At 70.3% G+C, this 11,997-nt stretch carries 9 protein-coding genes; 2 read left to right on the top strand and 7 right to left on the bottom strand.

Annotated elements, in window-relative coordinates; genetic code table 11:
• Positions 1-93 precede the first annotated feature (93 nt).
• Positions 94-1,308: a PLP-dependent aspartate aminotransferase family protein gene (locus JHN63_RS26555; RefSeq protein WP_200685138.1), complete on the bottom strand. Its 1,215-nt coding sequence runs from the start codon at positions 1,306-1,308 to the stop codon at positions 94-96.
• Between the two features lie 183 nt (positions 1,309-1,491).
• Here JHN63_RS26555 and JHN63_RS26550 point away from each other — a divergent pair, with 183 nt between their 5' ends.
• A complete protein-coding gene (locus JHN63_RS26550; protein ID WP_200685137.1) occupies positions 1,492-1,941 on the top strand; it encodes an Lrp/AsnC family transcriptional regulator in 450 nt (149 codons plus the stop codon).
• Between the two features lie 22 nt (positions 1,942-1,963).
• Here the strand turns inward: JHN63_RS26550 and JHN63_RS26545 are convergent, their stop codons facing one another.
• A complete protein-coding gene (locus tag JHN63_RS26545; protein ID WP_200685135.1) occupies positions 1,964-2,812 on the bottom strand; it encodes a PhzF family phenazine biosynthesis protein in 849 nt (282 codons plus the stop codon).
• Between the two features lie 193 nt (positions 2,813-3,005).
• On the opposite strand from JHN63_RS26545, the gene JHN63_RS26540 reads away from it, so the two are divergent.
• Complete coding sequence (locus JHN63_RS26540) at positions 3,006-4,010, top strand: AsnC family transcriptional regulator (RefSeq protein ID WP_200685133.1); 1,005 nt, start codon at positions 3,006-3,008, stop codon at positions 4,008-4,010.
• A 70-nt stretch (positions 4,011-4,080) separates the two neighbouring features.
• Here JHN63_RS26540 and JHN63_RS26535 read toward each other — a convergent pair whose 3' ends face one another.
• The 5 genes from JHN63_RS26535 to JHN63_RS26515 form a co-directional block, all read right to left on the bottom strand.
• A complete protein-coding gene (locus JHN63_RS26535; RefSeq protein ID WP_200685131.1) occupies positions 4,081-4,293 on the bottom strand; it encodes a hypothetical protein in 213 nt (70 codons plus the stop codon).
• A complete protein-coding gene (locus JHN63_RS26530; protein WP_307781986.1) occupies positions 4,293-8,606 on the bottom strand; it encodes a DUF6531 domain-containing protein in 4,314 nt (1,437 codons plus the stop codon). Before JHN63_RS26530 ends, JHN63_RS26535 begins: the two co-directional genes overlap by 1 nt.
• The gene (locus JHN63_RS26525; RefSeq protein WP_200685127.1) at positions 8,596-8,958 is read right to left on the bottom strand and encodes a hypothetical protein; all 363 of its coding nucleotides are present in this window, start codon (positions 8,956-8,958) and stop codon (positions 8,596-8,598) included. Before JHN63_RS26525 ends, JHN63_RS26530 begins: the two co-directional genes overlap by 11 nt.
• Positions 8,959-9,119: 161 nt before the next feature.
• Positions 9,120-10,310 (bottom strand): extracellular solute-binding protein, encoded by a 1,191-nt coding sequence (locus JHN63_RS26520; protein ID WP_200685125.1) that lies wholly within the window; start codon positions 10,308-10,310, stop codon positions 9,120-9,122.
• Between the two features lie 197 nt (positions 10,311-10,507).
• Positions 10,508-11,947, bottom strand: a complete 1,440-nt coding sequence (locus tag JHN63_RS26515; protein WP_200685123.1) for a gamma-aminobutyraldehyde dehydrogenase — start codon at positions 11,945-11,947, stop codon at positions 10,508-10,510.
• Positions 11,948-11,997: the final 50 nt, after the last annotated feature.

Raw genomic sequence — 11,997 nt, 5'->3', positions numbered from 1 at the left:
GTGTCGGGGCCGGGGTCGGTGTGTCGAGGCCGATGCCGGTACCGAGGTCGGGGTCGGTACCGGGGCCGAGGTCGGGGTCAGGGTCGATGTCGCTCAGGCAGCCGAAGCCTCGGCTCCGGCCCGCACCACGTCCGCCACCGCGTCAGCCGCCGCGTCCGCCGCCGCGACCGCGTCCGCGACCAGATCCGCCGTGTCCTCCGTGCCCGCCGCCAGCCGGACCAGCCCCAACGGGACGGATTCCGCGAGTTGTTCCTCGCTGAGCATGCCGCGCCACATGGACGCCGGATGCACGGCGAGCGACTCCACGCCGCCGAGGCTGGCCGACCGGCGCGGGTAGCGCAGGTGGCCGAGGAACGCGTCGGCCATCTCGAACCCCCCGGCGAACTCGATGCCGAGCACCCCGCCGAAACCGCTCAACTGGTCGACGGCCAGGCGGTGTTGGGGGTGGCTCGCCAGACCGGGATAGTGCACCTTCGTCACAGCCGGATGCGCGTTCAGCGCCTCCGCGAGCGCGAGGCCGTTCGCGTTGTGCCGCGGCATCCGCAGCGGCAGGGTGCGCATTCCGCGCAGCAGCAGCCACGCGTCGATCGGGCCGAGCGTGGCACCGGTGAGGAGACCGACGTCCCATATGCGGTCGAGGAGTTGGGCCGGTCCGGCCAGCACTCCGGCGGAGACGTCCGAGTGGCCGTTCAGGTACTTGGTCGCGCTGTGCCAGACCAGGTCGATGCCGAAGTCCACGGGACGCTGGTTCAGCGGGGTGGCGAAGGTGTTGTCCGCCATGGTCAACACGTCGTGCGCGCGGGCCAGTTCGGCCACGGCACGCAGGTCGGTGATCTGCAGCAACGGGTTGCTCGGGGTCTCCACGAGGATCAGCCGGGTCCTCGGGGTCAGCGCCCGCGCGAACGCCTCCGGGTCGGTCTGGTCCACCAGCGTGGTCTCCACCCCGAGCCGCGGCAGCAGGTTCAGCAGCACCGACGCCGTACCCCCGTAGGTGGACCGCTGCCCGATGACATGGTCGCCGGCGGACACCAGGGCCAGCACGGCCGTGGTGAGCGCGGCCATCCCGGAGGCGGTGACCATGGCCGCTTCGGTGTTCTCCAACTCAGCCACCACTGCGGCGACTTGGGCATGGTTCGGGTTCCCGAACCGGGTGTAGAAGTCGGTGCCCCGCGGCTCCACGGCGCCCCGCGCGAAGGTCTCCGCGTCCTCGGCCGAGAACGCCGCCGTCTGGTAGATGGGCGGGGCCACGGCACCACTGGGGTGGACCGCGCGATCGGCGTGAACGGTGATGGTGCTGTTGCCCGGCATGGCTGCCCTTCCACGGACTGGCGGGGTGGCTCCGGGAGGCCTGGCTCCAGGAACCGCGTCTCCGGGAAGCGTGACCGACCAGCGGTCCGATGTGCCCGATTCCCGGCAACTTTGGCAGCATATTGCGCCCATCAGGGGCGTACGATTGTGGTAGTCGCGCTGTTCGCGCAATAATCTGCCGCCATGGACGAGGTGGACCGGTCGATTCTGGCCGTGCTGGAGCAGCACGGCCGCATCAGCAACAGCGAGCTCGCCGCCCGGGTCGGCCTGTCGCCGTCACCCTGTCTGCGGCGCGTGCGCCAGTTGGAGGAGGCCGGGGTCATCCGCGGCTACCGCGCGCTGATCGATCCCGCCGCGATCGGCCGCGGTCTGCGGGTCTTCGCGGGGGTACGGCTGATGCGGCACACCCGCGCGGACGTGGTCGCGTTCGAGCGCGGGGTCACCCGACTGCCCGAGGTGGTCGCCTGCCACCACATCACCGGCAACTTCGACTATCTCCTCCAGGTCGAGGTGGCCGACCTGCCCGCGTACGAGGACTTCCACGCCAACCAACTGGCCACCCTGCACGGCGTGGCGACGGTGAGCAGCTACGTCACCATGAAGACGCTCACCGCCGACACCGACGCCGGATGACCGTCACGACGCCGGATGACCGTCAGAGCGTGATGGTGCCGCGCACGCACACGACGGCGGCCCCGCTGACCCACACGGTGCCGTCCGCGTCGGCGGTGATCTCGATGCTCGCGGCCCGCCCCAGGCGCGTGCCCTGGGAGACCCGGTAGGAGGCGGGCGCGCCGCCGGTCGAGGTGAGCCACTGCCCGACACCGGCGTTCATGCTCCCGCACGCGGGATCCTCGGGCACCCCGGCACCGGGGGCGAAGGTACGCAGCTCGAAGCGGTGCCGGTGCCCGTCCGGGTGGGCCCCGATCGCACCGACCATCGCGTCCGGGAAGCCGCCGAAGTCGGGTTCGAGGGCGAGCACATCCTCGGCCGTGGCCAGTTGCAGCACCGCCCACCCGGGCCCGTTGTCGACCCACTGATGGTCCACGACCCGCTCCGGCGCGACCCCGAACGCGGCCACGATCCGCCGTAGCAGCTCGTCGTCGAGCGCGCCCTCCCGCACCCGGGGCGGAGCCGCGAAGGCCAGCGTGTCCGCACCGCGCCGGACGGCGACCAGTCCTACGGCGCACTCCTGCACGACGCGTTCGGCGTGCCGCGGAGTGCCGCCACCGTCCAGCCACGCGCGCGCCGAGCCGAGGGTGGGGTGGCCGGCGAACGGCAACTCGCCCTGCGGGGTGAAGATCCGCAGCCGGTAGTCCGCCTCCGGGGTGGTCGGGGGCAGCACGAACGTGGTCTCGGACAGGTTCGTCCACCGCGCCAGGCCCTGCATCTCCTCGTCGGTCAGGTCCGTGCCGTCCAGGACGACCGCGACCGGGTTGCCGGAGTAGGGGCTCGTGGAGAACACGTCGACCTGCGTGAACGGGCGGATACGCGGCATGGTCATCAGGGCCTTTCACACGGCTGCGACGGAAGCAGGTCCATCCCAACGGGCGCCCGCACGGCGAGGACAGGGCCAGTCACGACACAGTGGACTGATGTGGACCGATGTGGACGTGTGCGGGCGGCCGGTGTCAGCATCGATCCGCGCCAGAAACGGATGACCGCAGCAGGGAAGAAGGACAGAGGACCGGGTCGACATGCCGAAAGAAAGCCACCCCCGCCACCCGCTGAGCGAGACGGACAGCCGGATCGCGGCCGCGATGCTGGCGTCCCCGCGCGCCTCGTGGCGCACGGTCGGCCGTGTCCTGGGCATCTCGGAGCGCACCGTGGTGCGGCGCGCGGCACCGCTGTTCCACGACAGGACGCTGCGCGCCACCGCCGTACGCAACCCGCTGTGGTTCCCGGACCTGATCCCGCTGGCCCTGCGCATCCGCTGCCGGCCGGACCGGATCGGCGCCATCGCCGCGACCCTGGCCCGCCGCCCCGACACCATCTGGGTGGACATCCTCGGCGGCGGCGACGAGATCTGCACGATCCTGTTCCTGGACGGCCCCGAAGCGCGCAACTCCCTTCTCCTGCGCGACCTTCCGGCCACTCCCGCGGTGCGGTCGTGGACCTCCCACACTCTCCTACGGGTCTTCCCCGCGGTCTTCGACTGGAGCGGCGGCCTCCTGACCGAGGCCGAACTGACCGGTCTGCGGCCGGACCACCCGCGCCGCCCGGACACCTCCGTCCCACCCGGCCGCGCGGCGCTCCAGCCCCTCGACCACGCGCTGATCACACCCCTGGTCGAGGACGGCCGGGCCTCCTACGCCGAGCTCGCCCGCCGCGCCGGCACCACCGCGCTCACCGCCCGCCGCAGGCTGGAGGCGCTGCTCGGCGACCAGGTCGTCAGACTCGCGACCGAGGTCGACCTGGCCGAGCTGGGCATCCGTAGCGAGGCCCTGCTGTGGATCACGGTGGCCCCCGGCGGCCTGGAGGAGACGGGCCGCGGGCTCAGCCGCCACCCCCAGGTCCGCTTCGCCTCCGCCACCACCGGCCCGGCCAACCTCCTGGTGGCCGTCGCCGCCGCCGACCTCAACGCGCTCTACCTCTTCCTGAGCGACACGATCGGCGCGCTTCCGCACGTCTCGACGATCGAGGTCACACCGATTCTGAGCGGGGTGAAGAGAACGGGACTGGTGCGACCGGGAAGCCTGTGAACCGAGCACGGCACCAAAGGGCCACACGACACCAACCGGCCTCACGGCACCAAGCGGCTCCAGCGGCCGCTCAGGCACACGGCGTGATGATCTCCCAGTCCTTCACGGGATCCCCGGTCAGCAGATACTCGCTCAAGTACAGGTCCGTGTCCTCGTGAAGGTCGTCCTCCAGCTCCCATACGGACTCGCACTCCGGGCACAGGAAGAATTTCCGGCCCGTGTCCTTGCGCTCGTAGCAGCGCACCCAGTCCTGGCCGCAGTGGGCGCAGGCAACCTTTTCCATCAGTTCCAGCTCCTCGGAAAGGCCGTGATCACTTCGTTGCCGTGTTCGACGGTGATCGAAATATATTCTTCGCCGGGGTTGTAACCCACCTGCCGGGCCATCGGGATGATGTAGGTGGTGCGGGCGCCCTGTTGGTTGACCGACACCGCTGCGGCCCGCCGGTTCCATGCCTCGTCGACCGTCTCCAGCACCCCTTGGTTGCCCGTGTCGAACACTCCGTGGGCGGGCTTCGCGGGGTTGTCCCGGGTGTGCTGCATGACGTGGGTGATGCGGTGCCCCTCGGCCGATCCGGGACCGTAGTCCAGCCCTTCGGGCGACCGGTACCAGCCGCCTCCGAGGTCGTCCAGTTCACAGCCGTACAGACCCAGCGGGTCCGACCAGGTGCCGGGATGGCGGACGTACGCTGACGGGTTGGGGGCCGCCGTCAGACCCAGGGGATCCTGGCTCAGGTAGCAGGCCGTCTCGGGGTCGTAATAGCGGAAGTAGTTGTAGTGCAGGCCCGTTTCGGCGTCCGCGTACTGCCCCGGGAACCGCAGCGGGCAGTCGGTGGTGGCGGACTCGGGGCCTCGGAGCACCGTGCCCCACAGCGACGTCCGGCCCTGCCAGGTCCTCGTGCCCTCCTCGGTCACGAGTTCGGTCGGAGTGCCGACGGCATCCGTGATGACCGCCTGGAAGAGCATCGCGTGGTCGGGTGCCGACTCCTCGGCCAGCCGGGCGAGGAACGAGCCGTCGTGACCGAGAGCCGATCGCCGGTGATCGGTCTGGGCGACCGGCCGGTAGGTGCCGGGCTCGTAGTCCCAGGTGGTCACCCGGCCGTCCGAGCGTCGCTGTTCGGACAGCCTGGTGTCGTCCCAGGAGAAGTCGGTGCGATCCTCCTGCGTTCCGTCGTCCGTCAGTCGGTATTTGGCGAGTCGGCGCCCGAGCGGGTCGTACGCGTATCTCCAGCGTTCGCCGTCCGGTGTGCGGACCTCGGCCAGGCGGTCCTCCGCCGACCAGGAGTAGGTCCACGTACGAGCCTGCCCGTTGAGGAGCTTGCGGGTCCTGCGGACCAGCCGCCCCTGGGCATCGTGCCGGTAGGTGGTGCGGCCCGCGCGGCGGACGAGGGTGCCGTCGAAGTCACGCTCCCCGGCGGCGCCGTGATCGGGTGCTGTGGCGCCCACCAGATTGCCGGCCAGGTCATAGGCGTACGTCTCGGTCCAGCCGTGCGCGCGTACGCCGGTGACCCGCCCCGTCCCGTCCAGGTCGAAGTGGCGGGTACCCGTGGTGAGTTCCCGGATCTCCGTCAGATGGTCGTCGGCGCGGTAGGCGTAGGTGCGGTGCTGCAGCAGGTTCTGCGCGTCGGCGGTGCCCGCGGTGAGGGACTGGACGGTGAGGCGGCCGGCCGCGTCCCATTTCTGGGTCAGCAGAACATCGGCGCCGAGACGGCGCTCCGTCTCGTGCCCGGCGGCGTCGTGGGCGAAGGACAGGGCTCCCGCCTCCGAGCAGAGCTCTGTCGGACGGCCCGCCATGTCGTACGTCCACCGCGAGACCAGCCCGGACGGGGTCTCGCGGCGGACGCAACGACCCACGAGGTCGTAGGCGTAGGCCGTGGCGTGGCCGTCGACCGTCTCGCCGAGGACCCGCCCGAGCGCGTCCCGGGCGAGGACCAGCCCGGCGTCCCCGTTGACCGCCCGGGCGAGCAGTCCGTCCGCTCCGTACGCGAAGGTCGTCGTCTCACCGGTGCCGGTGCGCTGTTCCACGACGCGGCCCGCCCCGTCCCGCACGAAGGTCAGCGTCTCGCCGGCTCCGTTGGTCCGTGAGACCAGCCGGCCCGCCGCGTCGTGGGTGTACGTCAGCGCACGCCCGTTGAAGTCGGTCTCGGCCACGAGCCGGCCGGCCTCGTCGTAGCTGTACGACCAGGTGCGGCCCTGCGGATTGACGACCTGTGCCAGGCGCAGTTCCGTGTCGTACGAGAACCGGTAGTGCGCGCCGTCCGGGTCGGTCAGGGTCGCGGGGACGTCGAAGTGCGCCGCCGTGTGATGGGTCGTGTTGCCCGCCGCGTCCGTGTGGCCGAGCAGGTTGCCCTCGGCGTCCCAGGTCCACGACTCCCGGCCGCCGTCGGGCTGTTCGCGCCAGGCCGGCTTGCCCTCCGCGGTCCAGCCCAGGCGTGTGACGTGGCCCAGCGGGTCGGTCACCGCGACCACCCGGCCGAAGACGTTGCGGCGAATCGTGGTGGTGTGGCCCAGCTCGTCCGTCAGGGCGACGGGCAGACCGGCCGGGTCGTACGCCACCGTGCGCGTGTGGCCGAGCGCGTTCGTGATCGCGGTCGGCCGGCCCGCCTCGTCGTTCGTGTACCGCGTCTCGGCACCGGTCGGGTCCACGGTCCCGAGCAGATTGCCGCGCTCGTCGTACGTGTGCCGCCAGAACGCCCCGCCCGGCTCGACCACCTCCGTCGGCAGGCCGAGCGCGTTGTACTCGGCCCGCGCCAACGAGCCGTCGGCCAGGGTGAGTTCGGTGAGGAGTCCGTCCTCGTCGTAGGTGTACCGAGTCGTGTGACCCAGCGGATCCGTCACCGCGACCGGCCGTGTCCCGTACGCGTCCCACTCCGTGCGGGTGACATGGCCGAGCGGGTCCGTCTCCTCGACCAGCAGGCCTTCGGCGTTGAACCGGTGGACCGAGACATGCCCTTGGGAGTCGGTGTACGTGGTCGCGCCGGCCGTGTCGTCGTAGGCGAGCGTGCCCGAGAGGATGCCGTCGACGCCCTCGGTGCGGATCACGCGGCCGCGCTCGTCGTAGACGTAACCGAACCAAGTGCCGTTCCGGTCCGTCCACTTGGTGACCCGGCCCTGCTCGTCGTAGGTGAACCGCAGTGGTTCGCCAGTGGAGTTGACGACTCCGGCGAGGTTCCCCGACTCGTCGTAGCTGTAGCGCATGACGACCGTGCCCTCGTCGGTCGCGGTGCCGGGCCGGTAGCGGGAAGGCGGCTCGTCCAGCAGGCGCAGGGCCGTGATGCGGGGGCCCTCGGTGTCGACGGCGACGTAGTAGCCGCCGGAGTGGCGGAGGCCGAACGGCACGCCCTCGTCGTCGCGTTCGACGTCGATGCGTTGGCCGTTGCGGTCGCTCCAGGAGTCCAGCGCCAGGTGGAAGACGCCGAAGGTGGGAGAAGGGACCGGGGCCGCGAAGGTGCGCACGACGCCCGTCACCGGGTCGGTGACCGTCATCGCGCCGTCCGGCTTGCCGTCCCATTCCAGGGGCCAGCGCACGCCCTTCACCGGCATGGTCGGGACGCCCGGTTCGGGCACCGGGTACACGAGGCGCATGCCGTCCGCCGCGGCGAAGACGACGCCTTCGCCGTCGATCTGGAGGCACTCGTCCAGGGTGGAGATCCAGGTCGGCCCGAAGCACACGCCTCCCCGGTACGAGGAGAGGTGGGTGCGGGTGAACGTGAGCGGCAGGCTGCCCGGCAGCGTCAGATCCGTCTGCGTCATCAGCATCGCGCCGGTCGCCACGTCGATCGGCTCGCCCACGCACGGGATGCGGTCGGCGTTGCGGGCCGCCGGGCCCAGCTCCACCAGGTCGGGCCGGAGCGACGGCGGACGCAGCAGAAGGGGCGTGGTGTCGCTGAACCCGCCCTCCATGGTCGCCTTCAGGACCCCGCCGCCGGCACCCAGCGCGCCGCCGAAGAGCATGCCGTCCTCGGCGGCCTGGTTGACCTCGTCGAGGCTGAAGCCCTGCTGGAGACCGGTCGCGATCTTCAGGGGCTGCGCCACGGCCAGGTCGACCGTCACCGACTCGACACCGCCGAACGCGGCGGCGACCAGCGTGCCCCCGGCGATCTCGGCGATCGTCGTGGACACCGCGATCCCCAGCCCGGCACCGAACTCGATCACCAGGTCGGCCGCCGCGACGGCCGCACCGGAGGCCAGGCCCGCGGTGAAGAACGCCAGCGCCACCCCGCCCGCGATCACGGCGGCGTCGATGCCGATCTGCGTCCAGAGCTTGTTGATGGCGTCGTCGATCGCGTCGGCGAACTTGTCGAGCGCGGTGGCCACGTGGCGCCCCGAGTCGGCCAGGTCCTTCAGCCAGCCGCTGTCGTCCCCCTTGGCGTTCTTCGCGTACCGGCCCCAGAACTTCCCGAACGCCTCGATCGACTGACCCGTGTTGTTGTGGATGATCGACGACGCGCTCTGATTGACCGGACCGCGCACATCGTCGACGGCATCGGCGAACGTGCGCCAGGCCGTCGCCGCCGACCGCAGTTTCCCGGAGTCGGCCTCGGGCCACCACAGGCCCAGATGGAGCAGGATCTTCCGGGCCTCGTCCTCAACGCTCACCGGCACCGTCCGACGTGGTGACCTTCACTTCGGTGAACATCCCGGCGATCAACTCGTCGTTGTCGACATGACCGTCCGCCATGTCGGCCATCGCCTCGTGAATGCTCGTCAGACCGAGCACCAGCGTGCCCGCCGCGCTCTCGATCTTCTTCTGCAACGGCTTGTAGGAGTCGCCGAACTCCTTGCCCTGCTTGTCGTTCCCCCACGGCTCGCCCAGCCCGTCGAGGGACTTCACGAGCGCGGTCAGCGCCTTGCCCAGATCAACTGCCGCCGTCTGGAAGTCCGGTGCCGCCCGCTTCACATCGGCGGTCTTGATGTCGAGGACCTTGGCCGGGTCCTTGCCGTCGCCCATCGCGCGTTCCCCCGTTCGCAGTCGCAGCCACGACCCTAGAAGAGCCCGACCAAGAAATACCCATGCCTTGGTCATGCGAAGGCAACGTTCCTGCTCCCGCGCCGATGTCGTCCGGGTCTGCACCGGCGGACGCACTCGCCCGAGGGACGGCCAGTACGCCCCTACAACCCCACGATCTTGTTCCACTCCTTCGCGAACTCCACCCGTTCCGTCGACGTGATGTCCCGCGCGATCGCGAGGTGCTTCCGCATCGTGGTGTCCGGGAAGATCAGGGGGTTCTCGGCGAGGGCCGCGGTGTCCTTGTCCTTGCTGGCCGCGAGGACGGCCTGGGCCGCCGGGACGGGGCAGACGTAGTTGACCCAGGCGGCGAGTTCCGCGGCCACCTCGGGGTCGTAGTAGTAGTCGACCAGCTTCTCGGCGTTGGTCTTGTGGCGGGCCAGGTCGGGGATCATCAGGGAGTCCGCCCAGAGTTCGGCGCCCTCCTCGGGGACGACGAAGCGGATGTCCGGGTTGTCGGCCTGGAGTTGGATCACATCGCCGGAGTAGGCCTGACAGGCCAGGACGTCACCGCTGACCAGGTCCTTGGTGTAGTCGTTGCCGGTGAAGCGGCGGATCTGCTTCCGGCTGATCTGCGTCTGCACCTGGTCGCACACCTTGTGGAAGTCCGCGGCGGTCCACTTGGTGATGTCGACGCCGTTGCCCTGCATCAGCAGCGCGAACGACTCGTCGAGGCCGGAGAGCAGCGTGACCCGGCCCTTCAGGTCGCTCGCCCACAGGTCGGAGACCTGGCGGATCTCGCGGCCCAGCTTGCGGCGGTTGTACGCGATACCCGTGATGCCCGACTGCCACGGCACCGTGTACCGGCGGCCCGGGTCGAACGCGGGCGAACCGAGCTGCGGGTCAAGGTACTTCGCCACGTTGGGCTGGCTCGACCGGTCCATCCGCTGGACCCAGCCGAGCCGGACGAACCGCGCGCACATCCAGTCGCTCATGACGATCAGGTCGCGGCCGGTCTGCTGGTGGTTCATGAGCGCCGGGCTGATCTTGCCGAAGAACTCGTCGTTGTCGTTGATCTCCTCGATGTAGTCGACGGAGATCCCGGTCTTCTTCTCGAACGCGTCCAGCGTGGGCCGCTTCGTCTCGTCATCGTCGTCGGTGTCGATGTACAGCGGCCAGTTCGCCCAGGTCAGCCGCTTGTCCGTGGCGGACATGTCGGCGCCGGCGCGGTCGCTCGCCTGCACATACGCGGCGGGCACACCGCACCCGGCGAGCGCGCCGAGCGCGGCGGTTCCGCCGAGCGCGCGCAGCAGGGAGCGACGGGAGGGCGGGTACGACTTCGGAGTCTTGGGCACCCGCGCAGCATGACCCGCCGCCCCGCGCCCGATCAATGGACGCTGCGTCGAGCGGCTCCCCAGGGACCCGACACCTTGTCGATCGGTTGCCTGTGAAGTAACCGCCCGTTCACCTGCGACGGAGGAGAACAGCGCGGCCCCGGACGGTCAACTTCCGTCCGGGGCCGCGCAGTTGGTCGTACGAAATCAGCGAACGCCTACGCCTCCAGCGACGTCATCACGTGCTTGATCCGCGTGTAGTCCTCGAAGCCGTAGCCCGACAGGTCCTTGCCGTAGCCCGACTTCTTGAAGCCGCCGTGCGGCATCTCCGCGACCAGCGGGATGTGGGTGTTGATCCACACGCAGCCGAAGTCCAGGGACTTCGACAGCCGCATCGCGCGTCCGTGGTCCTTCGTCCAGACCGAGGACGCCAGCGCGTAGTCGACGCCGTTGGCCCACTCGACGGCCTGGGCCTCGTCCGTGAAGGACTGGACGGTGATGACCGGTCCGAAGACCTCGTTCTGGATGATCTCGTCGTCCTGCTTCAGCCCCGAGACGACGGTCGGCGCGTAGAAGTAGCCGACCTCGCCCACCCGTTGGCCGCCCGCCTCCACCTTCGCGTGCGCCGGCAGCCGCTCGATGAAGCCGGTCACCTGCTTGAGCTGGTTGGCGTTGTTGAGCGGGCCGTAGAGCACGTCCTCGTCGTCCGGCTGCCCGGTCTTCGTCTCGGCCGCCGCCTTCGCGAGCGCCGCCACGAACTCGTCGTGGATCGACTCCTGTACGAGCACGCGCGTGGCCGCCGTGCAGTCCTGGCCCGCGTTGAAGAAGCCCGCGACCGAGATGTCCTCGACGGCCTTGGCGATGTCGGTGTCCTCGAAGACGACGACAGGAGCCTTGCCGCCCAGCTCCAGGTGGACCCGCTTGAGGTCCTTGGACGCGGACTCGGCGACCGACATGCCCGCCCGCACCGAACCGGTGATGGAGGCCATCGCCGGCGTGTGGTGCTCGACCATCGCGCGGCCGGTGTCCCGGTCGCCGCACACGACGTTGAAGACGCCCTTGGGCACGATCGAGCCGATGATCTCGGCGATCAGGACCGTGGAGGCGGGGGTGGTGTCCGAGGGCTTGAGGACGACCGTGTTGCCGGCCGCGAGCGCGGGGGCGAACTTCCAGACGGCCATCATCATCGGGTAGTTCCAGGGCGCGACCTGCGCGCAGACGCCGATCGGCTCGCGCCGGATGATGGAGGTCATGCCCTCCATGTACTCGCCGGCCGAGCGGCCCTCCAGCATCCGGGCCGCACCCGCGAAGAAGCGGATCTGGTCGACCATCGGCGGGATCTCCTCGGAGCGGGTGAGCCCGATCGGCTTGCCGGTGTTCTCCACCTCGGCCGCGATCAGCTCCTCCGCGCGCTCCTCGAACGCGCTGGCGATGTCCAGCAGGAACTTCTGCCGCTTGGCCGGGGTCTCGTCCCGCCAGGCCGGGAAGGCCGCGGCGGCGGCCACCATGGCGGCGTCGACGTCCGCCTCGCCGGACAGCGGCGCGGTCGCGTACGCCTCGCCCGTCACGGGGTTGACCACCTCGGTGGTCCGTCCGTCGGCGGCGTCCCGGAACTCACCGTCGATGTAGTTGCGCAGACGACGCAGTTCGGTGCTCACTGCCGGCCCTCCAAGTTCAGGTGTCCATTCACTGAGACACCCACCCTAAT

The organism is Streptomyces sp. MBT65, assembly GCF_016612545.1.
In the GTDB taxonomy this organism is placed as follows: domain Bacteria; phylum Actinomycetota; class Actinomycetes; order Streptomycetales; family Streptomycetaceae; genus Streptomyces.
Note: the sequence above shows the minus strand (reverse complement) of the source record. Positions and strands in the feature narration are given on the sequence as shown.